Annotated in this window: 13 protein-coding genes; 12 read left to right on the top strand and 1 reads right to left on the bottom strand. The window is 39.7% G+C overall.

Features of this window, described 5'->3' with window-relative positions; translation table 11 throughout:
• Nucleotides 1-34: 34 nt before the first annotated feature.
• From NK987_RS17245 to NK987_RS17190, 12 genes are all read left to right on the top strand, one after another.
• Nucleotides 35-1,042 carry a ligase-associated DNA damage response exonuclease gene (locus tag NK987_RS17245; RefSeq protein ID WP_259264872.1) on the top strand — a complete coding sequence of 336 codons (1,008 nt, stop codon included), beginning with the start codon at nucleotides 35-37 and terminating at the stop codon, nucleotides 1,040-1,042.
• Nucleotides 1,043-1,079: 37 nt separating this feature from the next.
• Complete coding sequence (locus NK987_RS17240; protein WP_259264871.1) at nucleotides 1,080-2,084, top strand: phosphotriesterase family protein; 1,005 nt, start codon at nucleotides 1,080-1,082, stop codon at nucleotides 2,082-2,084.
• 184 nt (nucleotides 2,085-2,268) lie between these two features.
• Entirely contained in the window at nucleotides 2,269-3,798 is a 1,530-nt protein-coding gene (gene guaA / locus NK987_RS17235) for a glutamine-hydrolyzing GMP synthase (protein ID WP_259264870.1), read from the top strand.
• 179 nt (nucleotides 3,799-3,977) lie between these two features.
• On the top strand, nucleotides 3,978-4,568 hold the full coding sequence (locus NK987_RS17230; protein ID WP_259264869.1) for a hypothetical protein: 591 nt from the start codon (nucleotides 3,978-3,980) through the stop codon (nucleotides 4,566-4,568).
• A gap of 115 nt (nucleotides 4,569-4,683) precedes the next feature.
• A complete protein-coding gene (locus NK987_RS17225) occupies nucleotides 4,684-5,235 on the top strand; it encodes a protein N-terminal glutamine amidohydrolase (RefSeq protein ID WP_259264868.1) in 552 nt (183 codons plus the stop codon).
• Nucleotides 5,236-5,359: 124 nt separating this feature from the next.
• Complete coding sequence (locus NK987_RS17220) at nucleotides 5,360-6,688, top strand: VOC family protein (RefSeq protein WP_259264867.1); 1,329 nt, start codon at nucleotides 5,360-5,362, stop codon at nucleotides 6,686-6,688.
• 161 nt (nucleotides 6,689-6,849) lie between these two features.
• Nucleotides 6,850-8,091: a dihydroorotase gene (locus NK987_RS17215; RefSeq protein ID WP_259264866.1), complete on the top strand. Its 1,242-nt coding sequence runs from the start codon at nucleotides 6,850-6,852 to the stop codon at nucleotides 8,089-8,091.
• Nucleotides 8,092-8,604: a DUF4199 domain-containing protein gene (locus NK987_RS17210; protein WP_259264865.1), complete on the top strand. Its 513-nt coding sequence runs from the start codon at nucleotides 8,092-8,094 to the stop codon at nucleotides 8,602-8,604. It abuts the gene before it with no gap.
• Nucleotides 8,605-8,609: 5 nt separating this feature from the next.
• The gene (locus tag NK987_RS17205; RefSeq protein ID WP_259264864.1) at nucleotides 8,610-9,155 is read left to right on the top strand and encodes a DUF4199 domain-containing protein; all 546 of its coding nucleotides are present in this window, start codon (nucleotides 8,610-8,612) and stop codon (nucleotides 9,153-9,155) included.
• A 6-nt stretch (nucleotides 9,156-9,161) separates the two neighbouring features.
• Complete coding sequence (locus tag NK987_RS17200; RefSeq protein ID WP_259264863.1) at nucleotides 9,162-10,124, top strand: glycosyltransferase family 2 protein; 963 nt, start codon at nucleotides 9,162-9,164, stop codon at nucleotides 10,122-10,124.
• Nucleotides 10,124-11,104: a glycosyltransferase family 2 protein gene (locus tag NK987_RS17195; protein ID WP_259264862.1), complete on the top strand. Its 981-nt coding sequence runs from the start codon at nucleotides 10,124-10,126 to the stop codon at nucleotides 11,102-11,104. Before NK987_RS17200 ends, NK987_RS17195 begins: the two co-directional genes overlap by 1 nt.
• 138 nt (nucleotides 11,105-11,242) lie before the next feature.
• Nucleotides 11,243-13,039, top strand: coding sequence for a GNAT family N-acetyltransferase (locus tag NK987_RS17190; protein WP_259264861.1), 1,797 nt, complete (start codon nucleotides 11,243-11,245; stop codon nucleotides 13,037-13,039).
• 338 nt (nucleotides 13,040-13,377) lie between these two features.
• Here NK987_RS17190 and NK987_RS17185 read toward each other — a convergent pair whose 3' ends face one another.
• Entirely contained in the window at nucleotides 13,378-14,142 is a 765-nt protein-coding gene (locus tag NK987_RS17185; RefSeq protein ID WP_259264860.1) for a class I SAM-dependent methyltransferase, read from the bottom strand.
• Between the last annotated feature and the right edge of the window lie 145 nt (nucleotides 14,143-14,287).

The following is a 14,287-nucleotide window of genomic DNA, read 5'->3' as shown; positions in this document are numbered from 1 at the left end:
ATTTTTTAAGAAGGTAAAGAAAAAATACAGAAAGATGAACCTGCTTGAATTAACACCTTCCGGATTGTATTGCCCTCAAGCAGATATTTTTATAGATCCTTGGAGACCTGTTGACAAGGCTGTCATCACCCACGCACATTCTGATCACGCCCGATGGGGAATGAAACATTATCTTTCTCATCATCATTCTGCCGAAGTCATGAAGCTCCGTCTCGGTCAGGAGATTTCTTTGGAAACTATGGACTATGAAGAAAGCTTGGAAATCAATGGGGTGATTTTATCTCTGCATCCTGCGGGCCATATTCCCGGATCGGCACAAGTCAGATTGGAATACAAAGGAAAGACTGTGGTTATTTCAGGAGATTATAAGACGGAAGACGATGGACTTTCCCAGCCTTTTGAACCCATAAAATGCCATGAGTTTGTGTCTGAATGTACTTTTGGTATGCCTATATACAAATGGCAAAGCCAAAAAGAAATTTTCACCTCGATCAATGCTTGGTGGAAGCAAAATGCATCTTTAGGTAGAAACTCGGTTCTTTTTGCTTATTCCCTAGGCAAAGCCCAAAGGATTATCAATCATCTTGACCTTTCTATCGGGGAAGTTTTTGCACATGGGGCAATCTGGAATACCAATCAAGCCCTTCTCGCAAATGGGGTAAAAGTAACTGAGATCCCAAAAGTCAATCAAGAAATTCCAAAGAGTCGGTTTAGAGGAACCATGATCATTGCCCCGCCATCGGCTATGGGTTCTCCATGGATGAAGCAATTTTCGCCTTATCAAACAGGCATATGTTCGGGATGGATGAATATCCGGGGAGCAAGGAGGAGACGGGCAGCAGATGCCGGATTTGTCTTGTCAGACCATGCGGATTGGGAAGGATTGATATCAGCCATCAAAGCCACCGAAGCTGAAAAGGTATACCTGACCCATGGCAGTACTGCGGTTTTTGGAAGGTATCTGGAGGAGGTAGAGAAAATCCACGCAGTTGAATTAAAAACCTTGTTTGAAGGAGAAAACAGCAATTTGGAGGATTCTTAGCCTATCTTTTTTTACCTTAAGGGAAAAATCCATGCCCATGAGAACATTCTTCCCCGTTTTCTTTTTGATAATTTTATTTGCCTGTTCGCCTCAAAAGATTGATGAGGATAAAATTCTTACCGTATCAGGAGAAATTTCCCCTGAGGAGATGGGGCTGACATTGATCCATGAACATATTTTAGTGGACTTTATCGGAGCAGATTCTACAGGATATCACCGTTGGGATAAGGATTCCGTGGTGCAAAAGGTTTTGCCTTTTTTGGCTGAAATAAAAGCAAGAGGTGTCAAAACCTTGGTTGAATGTACGCCATCTTATTTGGGTAAAGATCCTGTTTTACTCCAAAAGCTTACAGAAGCTACCGGTATTCAGTTTATTACCAATACTGGCTACTACGGTGCAGTGGAGGGTAAATATCTCCCGTCCCATGCCTATTCAGAATCCGCTGAAGAACTTTCAAAAAGGTGGATTGCAGAATTTCAAAATGGAATCGAAGATACCGGAATCAAGCCGGGCTTTATCAAAATATCAGTTAACAGTGGTCCTTCACTTTCAGAAATGGATGAGAAATTAGTGAGGTCGGCAGCCATCACCCATAAAGAAACAGGGCTTTTGATCGTATCCCATACTGGAACATGGGAGACAGCCAATGCTGAAATTCAGGTGTTGAAAGAAGAAAAAATCGACCTTTCACATTTTGTCTGGGTGCATGCACAGGCAGAAAAGGATTTTCAAAAATACATTGAGGCCAAAAATGAAGGAGTTTGGATCAGCTTGGATGGCATAGCTTGGGATATACCAGGTCATTTGGAAAGGATAGCTTTCTGTAAGGAAAATGGGCTTTTGGACCATGTCCTTCTGTCACATGATGCCGGATGGTATAGCCCTGGTGAAGTAAATGGCGGGGATTTTAAAGGGTTTACTGCATTGTTTGATGAATTGATCCCTATGCTGAAGGAAAAGGGGTTTACCCAATCTGACTTGGATTTGTTGCTGATCGAAAATCCTTCGAAGGCATTCTCGGTTAAATTAAAAAACAGGTAAAAATCCATCTAGCTTCTGGAGAAAAAGGATAACAGGGAAGCAGGTTAACAAATAACCCAATAACCAATTAACTTAATACCCATTAGCTCCCCAATCTTCCAATTTTCTAATTTTCCAATCCCATTTTCCAAAATAATCTTCTGAAATCCTTTTCCCGTTATGGCTGCCCTATGTACCTTTGCGCATGGCAGAACAAATCCTCATCCTAGACTTTGGTTCCCAATACACACAACTCATCGCCCGACGCGTGAGGGAACTCAATGTATATTGCGAAATCCACCCTTTCAATAAGATTCCTGAAATCACCCCTGATATCAAAGGAGTAATCCTTTCGGGAAGCCCATGTTCCGTAAGAGATGCAGGTTCACCGGATTTGGACCTTGACAGCCTCCGGGGTAAATTGCCGCTTTTGGGGGTTTGCTATGGAGCGCAGTTGTTGGCAAACAAATACGGAGGAGAAGTGCTTCCTTCAGAAATCCGGGAATATGGCCGTGCAAACCTCGACCACATTGACCTGCACCATGATTTGTTGAAAGAAATGACCCATGGTTCTCAGGTTTGGATGTCTCATGGGGATACCATCAAGACACTCCCGGAAGGATTTGATATCATTGCAAGTACTGCCTCCGTCAAGGTAGCCGCCTTCAAAATCCAGGGCGAAGTCACCTACGGGATCCAATTCCATCCCGAGGTAACACACTCATTGGAAGGTAAAAACCTGCTTAGAAATTTTGTGGTCCATATCTGTGGTTGTTCACAAGATTGGACTTCTGATACATTTATAGACAGCACTGTCGCTCAGCTCAAAGAAAAAATCGGAAACGACAATGTAGTCATGGGCCTTTCAGGGGGAGTAGATTCTTCAGTGGCTGCGACATTGATCCATAGGGCTATCGGCAAAAACCTCTATTGTGTTTTTGTGGACAATGGATTGCTCCGCAAAAATGAATACGAAGAAGTTTTAGAATCTTACAAAACTCTTGGTTTGAATGTGATCGGAGTTGATGCCAAGCAACGTTTTTATGATGCCTTGGCGGGATTGTCAGATCCTGAAGCAAAGCGAAAAGCAATAGGCCGTGCATTTATCGAAGTTTTTGATGACGAAGCCCACAAAATTGAAGGAGTCAAATGGCTTGGACAAGGTACCATCTATCCTGATGTGATCGAATCGGTTTCTGTCAAAGGACCTTCTGCCACTATCAAATCCCACCACAATGTGGGAGGCTTGCCGGACTTTATGAAGCTTTCTGTGGTAGAGCCTTTGAATACCTTATTCAAAGATGAGGTGAGGGAAGTTGGAAGGGCTTTGGAGATTCCGGAGGCAATCATCGGAAGACATCCTTTTCCAGGTCCGGGACTTGCTATCAGGATTTTGGGAGACATTACTGCTGAGAAAGTAAAAACCCTTCAGGAAGTCGATTACATCTTTATCCAAGGCCTCAAAGACTCAGGGTTATACAATCAGGTATGGCAGGCAGGTGCAATCCTCCTTCCCATCCAATCTGTAGGTGTCATGGGAGATGAGCGGACTTATGAAAAAGTTGTAGCCTTAAGAGCTGTAGGTTCTGTCGATGGTATGACCGCGGATTGGATCCATTTGCCTTATGAGTTTTTAGGTAAAATGTCCAACGAAATCATCAACCGTGTCAAAGGCGTCAACAGAGTTGTTTATGATATATCATCGAAGCCACCGGCTACAATTGAGTGGGAATAGAAAAAACACAATCCATAAAATGCAAGAAGGAACAGGTAAATATGTTCCTTCTTTTTGCTTTTTCAGCATTTTCATTCTGCTAAAGATTTTAATTATTGTCCAGAATCAGTTAATTTGAAACATGACAATTTCTTAGACGCCAAGATTTTTTCATCCACAGTTTATTTGCCTTCAGATTTATGAGAAAAAGACAAATCATTGTTACAGCTTTTTTGATACTTTCCATTGTTTTGATTCTGGTTTTAGACCTTCGTCATCATCATTGGCTTATCTCTTTTTGTCTGATTTTGATGTTTGCCTTTTACGGAAGGGAGCATTACAAATTGGTGACAAGGGGAGTAGGAGGGGAATTGTTTTTGCGCAGGCAAAAGAAGAGTTTCAAAAAGTGGACAATAGCCCTTGCCGTGGTTGGAACATTATTGTTTTTTGTAGGAGTTCCAATACCAAAATGGACATTGGTGCTCTTTTGGTTGATCGTTTTGTATGAGTGTTTTTTATTTCTTTTGGTCAAAAATCTAAATCCAATCACTTTGGTCCTGGACGGCTATCAATTGAAATTCCGGGGTGTCATCGTGTTTCACCGCAACATTTCAGGTTTGACCAAGATTGACCATATAGATTCATCGGGAGGTCTGCGTTTTTCCTTCAGGAATGAAAATGACATTCAGATCAAAAAATCGGATTACCTCGACTCTGATATTTTTCAATTAATAGAAATCTGTAGGGAACGCACCAAAGAAGACCTTGTGCTCTCCGAGAACCTGATGTAACCCGATTTGGACAGAATTATCTTTGTTCCTATTTCCAATTCAATTTCTTTCTTCCAAATTATAAATTTGGAGATGCTGCCAATTGCCAAAGTCTGTGTTACTTTTGCGGCAGCCAATGAAAATCAAAACCTTCAAGTACTCCGAAAATTTTTGCGAAGAAAATATCTGGCACCTATGTCAGAATCCTGAACTTGATGGATTTACCAAAAAGGTGTTGATCATCTCCAACAGCAGCAGAAATTGTTCCTTCAGATTTCAAAAATCCCCCAACGGCGACGAGGTGGTTTGGTGGGATTACCATGTGGTTTTGTTGGCATCCAACCATGAATCTCAATTGATCTATGATTTTGATTCAACCCTCGAATTTCCTTCCTCGTTAAAAAGTTATTTGGAAGCTACTTTTCCGACTGATCATTCTCAAGAAAGCAAAGACCTTCCCGGATTCAAAGCCATCACATCCGGGGATTTTATCCACTCTTTCATTTCTGATCGGGGACATATGAAGGATGATCAAGGCAATTGGATTTCAATTCCTCCAAAATGGCCTGCTATCGGTAAAAGTGGCGGCTTGCCTTTGCCGGAATTGCTTGATTTTACAAATTCAAGCAAAGAAAGGATTTTCAGTCTTGAGGAAATTTACGCACATACAGAGGGTGTTTCTTATTGACCATGACAGGGAAATTGCCAAAATTAAGTTTTGCCCCCTGATTATTTTTTATCAGCTTTTTGACTTTAAGTTTTGGCAGGCTAAGTTTAACCTTCGGCAATTCCCTACATCTTCAATTTCCAATATGAAAAACCAAATCTTAGTATTAGCCATTGTTTTGTTTTCTTTTTCTTGTCAAGATCAAAAGGGAACAAGCCATCAGAAACACCTCGGAAACATAGCTGCCATGGCGGAAATGGTAGCAGCAGATGTCAAGCCAATTGCATTGAGTGAGCCCATTACCACCGATGAAGCTGAGAATTTGTGGACAGATGCGCAGGAAATTGCTAAAGGTTATGGGGTTGAGGTATTCAGGGAGTCGGATCTCATCAAAACAATGCTATTTCCCGAGTCTGTTGCAGAGGGAAAAGAAGTCATGATATTCCACAAGCCGAATACTTTGGAGGCATACCTTGATTTGAAAAAAACAATTATGGAGGGGAGTAACAGTATCGCTGAAGCCCGTCGTTTTGGGAGATTATTAGGCTATCCAAACCACCACATCAATTCGCTTTTGGCCAAAAACACAGAATTCAGGACTTTGCCAGATTTTGGGGTTTTGGGTACCAATGTTTTTTTGTATTACAAGGATCTGGCTACAGCCAAGAAATTTTATCATGAGACTTTGGGAATGGAAATGGTTTCGGATTATGGTTTTGCGGCTACCTTCAGGATTTCCCATGATGCTTTCCTGACTTTGGTGGATGAATCCAAAGGTATGCACAAAGCCACCGAACCAAAGACTGTAGCCATTGCCTTGCTGACCGACCAACTTCCTGATTGGTACGAGTACCTCCAAAGCAAAAATGTCCCGATCAAATACACTTACAAACCCAAAGAAAACAATGCACATGATGGTTTTGTCGCCATCGATCCGGAAGGTTATCTGCTGGAATTTGAAATGTTTAAGCAACACGAAGAAAACGAATGGCTAGTACCTCAGATGAGGAAATATCCTGCTTTGCCTACGTTTTCGGAAGGTGTGGCAGCTGGATTGGGTTTTTACGGAGCGGTGACTTGGACCTATTACCAAGACATGCTTGAAGCGGAAAAGTTTTATGAGGAAATCATGGGCCTGAGGTTGATCGTGGATCAGGGTTGGGCCAAAGTATATCAGGTGTCGGAGACAGGCTATATCGGCCTCGTGGACGAACGTCGTGGCATGCATACTTTTTCAGAAACCAAGGCCGTGAATGTTTCTTTTTTGGTCGAGGATGTGGAGGGATGGTTTGACTACGTCAGAAACAATAATGTATTTCCTTTGAGACAAGATAGCCTCGAGGTCAGCCCTGATGGCAAATTCAAAGGATTTGTCGGTTTTGATCCTGGCGGATATTACCTGGAATTTGATCAGTTTTTCACACATCCTGAAAATGAAAGATTGTTGGAGTTATTGGGATTGACCCAAAAATGAAATTCGCATTGATTCAATCTTTCCTTTAAAAAAATAGCCGATCCAACAGGTCCTTGAATCATACTCCTATTTCGCCTTTTTGAAACGGTTACATATCCTCAAGCTGATTTTCCTTTCATTTTTTGGAATATTATTGCAGTTTTGCACAAATAATAACCTTTATGGCCGTACTGCTCCAATCGCTCAGGTTAATAGACCCGCAAAGGATCCACCCTCCCAAAAATTACATTTTTACAGGTTCTGAAATCGTAGAAGACAATGGTGATTCTGGGTTGAAAATCAAAGAAACCATCGATTGTTCGACTTTTTTTGCTTCTAGGGGATGGATCGACCTGAGGTGTATGTCAGGCGAACCTGGGGAAGAATACCGTGAATCCTTGGACAGTCTCGGAGAATTGCTTGCGGTTAGCGGATTTACCAAAGCCGTGTTGATGCCCAATACCAAACCTGCCATCCAAACCAAGAATGAAGTCCAATATGTGCAGTCCAAAGCCTCTGGCTGGATTACGGATTTGGTGATTCAGGCAGCGGCAACCAAAGATTGTAAGGGAGAAGATTTTACTGATATCCTTGATTTGCATCACGAATGGGTTTTTGTTTATGGAGACGGGACTCATCCTATTTCCAATCCTGACCGTCTTTTGAAGATCTTGCAATACCTGCAGAAATTTGGAGGGCTGTTATTTGACCAGACTTATGATCCGTACCTATCACTTTTTGGGCAGATGCACGAAGGTGTCGCCTCTACAAGGCTTGGGATGAAAGGAATTCCAAATTTATCGGAAGAAATCGCCGTCCACCGCAACCTTGAGATCCTCAAATATGCAGGAGGAAAATTACACCTGCAGACCATCAGTACCAAAGGAGCGGTGGATAAAATCCGTGAAGCAAAAAAAGAAGGGCTGAATGTCACTGCTGATGTTTCTCTTTACCAATTGTTGTTCTCAGACGAGGACATGGCTTCTTTCGATACCAACCTAAAGGTGATGCCTCCTTTCAGAGGAAAAGAAGACAGGAAAGCTTTAATCAAAGGCCTGAAAGATGGTACCATTGATGCAATTGTTTCCAATCATCAGCCGCAGGATTTTGATTCCAAATTTATGGAATTTGATTTGGCAGCTTTCGGCATGGCAGGTTTGCAGACTTTCTTGCCAGGGATGGTAAAATTGGCCGAAGAGCTCACTTGGCCCCTTCTAATTTCCAAAATTACGGAAGGGCCGGCAAAGGTTTTACAAAATGAACTTTCCAAAATGGATAACATTACGGTCTTTGACCCGGAAGAAAATTGGGTTTTTGACCAAAAATCAAATAAATCACTTTCTGCCAATATGCCCTGGTTCAATACTGAATTGAAAGGGAAAGTTAAATTTGTCATCAACAAAGGCCGTTTTGTCAAAATCTAGATGAAGCGCTATCTCGGATCTACGTACTTGTTTGGATTAATCGGGGGTGTTTTTTGTGTCCTCGCTTTTCTGCTGTTCAAATGGATCGGATTTGATGCCACCAACCTCAGCATGCTCTTTGGCTATGTGCTGATTCCGATATTTTTGTTTTTGGGAATCCGGTATTTCAGGAATGACATCAATGGCGGAGAGCTTTCCTTTGCCCACGGCATGACCATAGGGTTTTTGATATATACCATGATAGGGATAGTCGCGGGCTTGGGGATATGGTTGGTATTGTCTTTGAGCCCTGGATTCTTTGAAGAAATCAAAGCCGCAAAAGTTGCCGTGATGGAAACCAACGAGGAGCTGATCGTGGGACAATTAGGTCAGGAATCTTTTGACTTTACCTATGAAAAAATACAGGCAATGACGGCTTTGGATATTGCAATGAATGATTTTATTTGGAAAATCCTGCCTGGTTTATTTTTTACAATCATTATTTCAATAATTTTAAGGAGAACAAAACTTTAAACTATATGGAAAATCAAGAATCGCCATTCAAAGCAGGACTCAATTCAGGATTGATCTTGGGGATTATTTCAATCGTAATTACTTACATCGTTTATTTTATTGACCCTACTTTGTTGGTCGCATGGTATGTAGGTATCGGGATTTTAGTATTGTATATCGGCTTGATCATTTACTTTGGTATCCAATACAGGAATTCAATCGGAGGTTTTATGCCTTTTGGCACTGCTTTTAATTTCGCTTTCATTGCAATGGTTGTATCAGGAGTTATAAGTATGTTGGGTAGCCAACTGTTATACCATGTGGTGGATCCCGCACTTCCGGGTGTATTGATTGAAAGTCAGATGGAAACCCAAATGGCGATGCTGGAGCGTTTTGGTGCTGCTGACTCCATGACATCCGAACAGATTGATGAAATCAGGAGCAATCTTGAAAGTGGCTATACCATGGTCGGACAGTTGAAGGCCTTCGGGATTATCGTGATCGTATATGCTATCATAGCATTGATCCTTGGAGCGATATTGAAGAAAAGAGACAAATCATTGGACTACTAAACAGAAATGACCCAAATCTCAGTAGTTATCCCTGTTTTTAATGAACAGGAATCACTTGCAGAATTACACAATTGGATATGCCGTGTCATGGAAGGACACGGCTTTTCTTATGAAATCATTTTTATTAATGACGGCAGCAACGACGGTTCATGGGACCAAATCCAAAAGCTCGCAAATCTCAATCCTTTTGTAAAAGGGATCAGTTTTGGCAGGAATTATGGCAAATCAGCTGCTTTAGATATTGGTTTCAGCAAAGCTACAGGAGATGTGGTTTTTACCTTGGATGCGGACTTGCAGGACAGTCCGGATGAAATCCCCGAAATGTATGACATGATCGTCAGGGACGGTTTTGAAATTGTGTCCGGCTGGAAAAAGAAAAGACATGACCCGATCAGCAAGACCGTTCCTTCAAGATTTTTTAATTGGGTGACCCGTGTGATTTCAGGTATAAAACTTCATGATTTCAACTGTGGGCTTAAGGCTTACGACAGAAAAGTCGTCAAAAATATCCACCTCTACGGAGAGATGCACCGCTATATTCCTCTGATTGCAAAGTGGGCAGGTTTCTCCAAAATCGGAGAAAAAGTCGTCGAACACAGACCACGAAAATATGGCTATACCAAATTTGGTTGGGAAAGATTCTTGAACGGGTTTCTCGACCTGATTTCTGTTTCATTTGTCAACAGGTACAAAAAGCGTCCCATGCATTTCTTTGGGACCTTGGGTACAGTATCCTTTTTGGCAGGTTTTTTCATTACTTCTTGGCTTATTTTTCAAAAAATTTATGGACTTTATCAAGGTCGAGCAGTAAGGGAAATCACCGCACAGCCTTTGTTCTTTTTGGCATTGGTGGCATTGATTGTGGGTGTTCAGTTGTTTTTGACAGGATTTCTCGCAGAGATGATGACCTCCAACAGCAGCCGAAAATCTGATTACAATATTGACTCCGAACTGAATTTCAAAGATTGATGGTTTTTTCGGTAATCATACCGGTGTATAACCGCCCCGATGAAATCAGGGAATTACTTCAAAGTCTTACTTTACAGACTTTTACAGATTTTGAGGTGATTATTGTGGATGATGGATCTGATAATCCCTGCAAGCTTGTCGCAGAATCCTTCAAAGAAGAACTCCAAGTTCGTTATTTTTGGATTGAAAATATTGCCCAAGGCTTTGCCCGGAACTTAGGGATGAATCTGGCCAAAGGCGATTATTTTGTGCTTTTTGATTCTGATTGCATCATTCCTTCTCAATACTTTGAGGTTTTGAATAAAGCCATCAAAACCCGAAAGCTCGATGCCCATGGTGGTCCGGATGCCGCGGAGGAGAACTTTTCCGACTTCCAAAAAGCCATCAACTATAGCATGACTTCGGTCCTGACTACGGGGGGAATCAGGGGGAAATTAAAAGATCCATCCAAGTACCAAGCCCGTGGATTCAACATGGGCTTATCCAAAAAGGCATTTGAGGCGACCAAAGGTTTTCTAGACCCAAACCGTGGAGAGGACATCGAGCTGAGTATGCGGCTCAAAAAGTCAGGTTTCAGGTTGGAATTGGTGGAGGAAGCTTTTGTGTACCACAAGAGAAAAAACACCTGGCAGAGCTTTTTCAGACAGAGTTATTCCTTTGGCCAAAACCGAATCAACGTCAGCCGTTACCATCCGGATGCGGTGAAGTTGGTGCATCTGATGCCGGCAGGATTTTTACTTGGTTGGATAATGGTTATTGGGTTGATGGTTATTGGTTATTGGTTTCCCGCTCTTTCGATTTTCATTTCTGCAGGCTTGTATATTTATGCGCTTTGGATATTAGCTGTTTTCCTTCATTCTACTTTCATAAACAAATCACCTTGGGTAGGATTGCTTTCTGTTTTTACTGCTTTTGGGCAGTTGAGCAGCTATGGCGCAGGATTGATTACTGAATGGGTGAAGAAGGTTTTTAGAGGGTAATATCCTATTAACTTTTTAAACGCATATAGTCAGGAAAGCTGGTTGGATTTTTAGGGTATTAGTTTTATGTTTAGGTGGTTTGAATAAAATATTATTGTCAAGTCAATTAATTAGGATATTTAAAGGAGAAATTAATAAATGAAATTAATTACGGTTCACGGAATTAGAAGAAAACACAGATGGTACGAATCAATACCAACTTTCCAAGAATTCAAGGACAATAAAATTGAAGTTTTTTATTTTGATTACGGTTATTTTAGTTTTATGAAATTTTTAAGGAAATCACATAGAGATAAAATAATTACAAATTTTTGCAACTTCTATAATGACAAGTTTATTGATTCTAAATATCCACCTTCTGTAATTGCTCATAGCTTTGGTACCTACATAATCTATCAAGCAATGAAAAAATATGATGTCATTAAATTTGATAAAATTATTTTCTGTGGTTCAATATTGAACGAGAACACAGACTTTAGACCTTTCATTAAAAGAAAACAATTTAGTAAATTAAAAAATGATCATGGATCGTTGGAATGGTTCCTTAGTTTTACTAGAATAATTATTGATAAGGATTGTGGTGAAGCGGGAAAGGTTGGTTTTACAGATATCCCTTTAGACAACAAAAAATTTGTTTTAAATTCTGAAAGCTATAAATCGCATAGCGAATATTTCCTTCCAATGCATATGAAGGAAAATTGGATTAAATTTTTGACAGAGGATATTAATAAATTCTCATATAATTCTGATTTATTAAAATCTAATATTATTGAAAGGATTTATGAAAACATTGATCAATCGCAAAAACAAGTTTCAATAAACTCAATTAAGTATTTTGCTAGAATTGATATTGAGGGTAATTATTTTGCAAAATATGAAAAGAAAGGTGTTAATGAATCGGATGAACCTGTTCAGTCCTTAAAATTTACCACCACAGCGGATGGGTTTCACGATGCTACTGTAATGAATTTTGTAGTTTATGATGAACAAAATGAAAAACTCCAGACAGCGATAGAAAAGGATATGAATAATATAAAAGTTTTTAAAATATTCTTAAACAGTCATGTACTACCAAAAGAGAGTTTTGTTCTAAAACACTATTTCTGTTGGTATAAAACAATGAATCTGAATGGGGATACAGATCATTGGAGCATTAAAGGAATAAGAAATGTTGAAATTTCTTTAAATTTTCCGAGAGAGTTATTGATGACAAAGTTATTTTTTGTTAAAGAGAAGAGAGTAGTTGAGCAGTTGATTCCAAGCAAAAAAATAGAAAAAGATAATACAATCACCTACTATCATAAATATGATAATTCTATAAATAATGATGGAGTGATTTTTTATTTCGAAGGAAGCATTCCTCAAACCCTTTTTGCGGAAAGGGGAGAAAAGAAGATTGAATTTAGTATTAGAGGAAGAAAAGATGTTTTCATGGTAACGAAAGCCACTGAAAATGACATTAAAAATGTATATAAAATTGAAATTGATATAGAATTAGGAAATGCTGCTTCTGAATTGACCTTAAACCAAAGAAGAATAATGTTTAATGATGGGTTTTTAGTTGTAAAACATAAAAAAACTAATAGAATTGTTGGGTATATTGAAACTGTAATTTGGAATGAGAAGAAGTTTGAAAATTTTGAAGAGATTTCAAATTTCCCATTACATTTCAATATTAATGGCTCATCAATGTATGTTATATTTATTGCTGTAGACAATGCTTTTAGAAAAATGGGAATTGCCAAAAGAATGCTAATTGAAATTGAAAACGTTGCAAAAAAATATGATATTTCTAGAATTACATTGGTGGCAAAAGATCAGTTGTTTGATTTGTACACTAAATCAAAATATTCCAAAGTCAAAGAATTACCAAACTTTTTAAAAGAAAAGAATTACAAATCTATACTTATGTCGAAATCTTTAAACATCGATTAACTACGGTTAAGCTTTTTCCAAATTAATTGATCTCTTTCTTCCTTCCTTTTTATACAATAAAATATCACCTCATTCTCCGGCAGGGCATGTTTCGGATTGGAAGGAACATTCAAGTCGTTTAAATTTCTAATCAGTTAAATGTCTATAAACATTTTGTTCATAAAAAATCTTGTTCACGTTTTGTGAACGCTGAATATCTATGAACAACTTCAAAAGGGAGAGATATATCTTATTGGCTTAGGTGGCATTTCGGTTGAATAGGTTTAGGAATTCATTAAACAAAGCACGGATTTATTTCTGGACTCCAAATTCCCCCTCATTCTCCCATCCTTCATCCTTTACTTCCCTTTTCTACAATAAAAAATAACCTCATTCTCCGGTAAAGCATTTTTTACTACAAGTGAAGGATCAAGGGTTTTGACAAAAAGGTTTTCTTGGACATCGAGTCCTGATAGACTGAGGCGCTTGGCGTAGTCATGCCCATATTTTCGGACGTGGTCTCTTTGGCCGAAGAGTCTTTCGCGCTCAGCGGCATCGGTGATGGTTTTGTCTTCGATGGTCTCGGGAATGTCATAGACCGGGGATTGGATGATTCCCCAACCGTTTGGTTTGAGCACGCGGTTGATTTCGCTGCATGCGAGGATATCGTCGTCGACATGTTCCATGACATGGTTACAGAATACGACATCAAAAGTATTGGCCTCAAATGGGATCTGATGGACATCCATTTTAACTTTGGCCAAGGGAGACTCAATGTCAGCTGTGATGTATTCGAGGTTTTTCATGGCTTCCATCCTGTCAATAAAGCAAAGCTCGGGAGCGATATGGAGCACTTTGAGTTTATCCGTAAAAAAGTTGGTCTTCTGCTGCAAAAACAACCACATCAACCTATGCCTTTCCAAAGCAAGGCAGTTTGGGCAGAGTGCATTGTCCCGTCCTTTTCGCCCATAAGGCAAAAACTTCCGGAAAGAATGGTCACAGACATTACAAGTCACCTGATTTCCCTGATAAAATACCGCCATAATTCTTAGAAAAAAGTGGGAAACTAGCTGTAAATATTTTCTTGGAATATATCGGATAATAAAACTAATCAATGACTTCATATCTGGATTTGCTCGGTTTTTTGGGATTTTATTTCCCCAATAAGCGCGCAATTTATCAAAACCATTTCAATTTTTCGGTTTTCTCTTTCTGTCCGCAGGATTAATTAAAAATTACTTTAATGGCTTTATAGCATGCTTATTGGCC

Origin of the sequence: Aquiflexum gelatinilyticum, assembly GCF_024813435.1 — a bacterium.
Taxonomy (GTDB): Bacteria; Bacteroidota; Bacteroidia; order Cytophagales; family Cyclobacteriaceae; genus Cognataquiflexum; species Cognataquiflexum gelatinilyticum.
The sequence above is the reverse complement of the archived record's forward strand: the minus strand, read 5'-3'. Positions and strand labels throughout refer to the sequence as shown.

Excerpts from the sequence above, each read along its gene's own strand:
- NK987_RS17195 (WP_259264862.1), top strand. The coding sequence starts at position 10,124 with ATGGTTTTTTCGGTAATCATACCGGTGTATAACCGCCCCGATGAAATC.
- NK987_RS17240 (WP_259264871.1), top strand. The coding sequence starts at position 1,080 with ATGAGAACATTCTTCCCCGTTTTCTTTTTGATAATTTTATTTGCCTGT.
- NK987_RS17190 (WP_259264861.1), top strand. The coding sequence starts at position 11,243 with ATGAAATTAATTACGGTTCACGGAATTAGAAGAAAACACAGATGGTAC.
- NK987_RS17205 (WP_259264864.1), top strand. The coding sequence starts at position 8,610 with ATGGAAAATCAAGAATCGCCATTCAAAGCAGGACTCAATTCAGGATTG.
- NK987_RS17200 (WP_259264863.1), top strand. The coding sequence starts at position 9,162 with ATGACCCAAATCTCAGTAGTTATCCCTGTTTTTAATGAACAGGAATCA.
- NK987_RS17210 (WP_259264865.1), top strand. The coding sequence starts at position 8,092 with ATGAAGCGCTATCTCGGATCTACGTACTTGTTTGGATTAATCGGGGGT.
- NK987_RS17225 (WP_259264868.1), top strand. The coding sequence starts at position 4,684 with ATGAAAATCAAAACCTTCAAGTACTCCGAAAATTTTTGCGAAGAAAAT.
- guaA (WP_259264870.1), top strand. The coding sequence starts at position 2,269 with ATGGCAGAACAAATCCTCATCCTAGACTTTGGTTCCCAATACACACAA.
- NK987_RS17230 (WP_259264869.1), top strand. The coding sequence starts at position 3,978 with ATGAGAAAAAGACAAATCATTGTTACAGCTTTTTTGATACTTTCCATT.
- NK987_RS17220 (WP_259264867.1), top strand. The coding sequence starts at position 5,360 with ATGAAAAACCAAATCTTAGTATTAGCCATTGTTTTGTTTTCTTTTTCT.
- NK987_RS17215 (WP_259264866.1), top strand. The coding sequence starts at position 6,850 with ATGGCCGTACTGCTCCAATCGCTCAGGTTAATAGACCCGCAAAGGATC.
- NK987_RS17185 (WP_259264860.1), bottom strand. The coding sequence starts at position 14,142 with ATGAAGTCATTGATTAGTTTTATTATCCGATATATTCCAAGAAAATAT.
- NK987_RS17245 (WP_259264872.1), top strand. The coding sequence starts at position 35 with ATGAACCTGCTTGAATTAACACCTTCCGGATTGTATTGCCCTCAAGCA.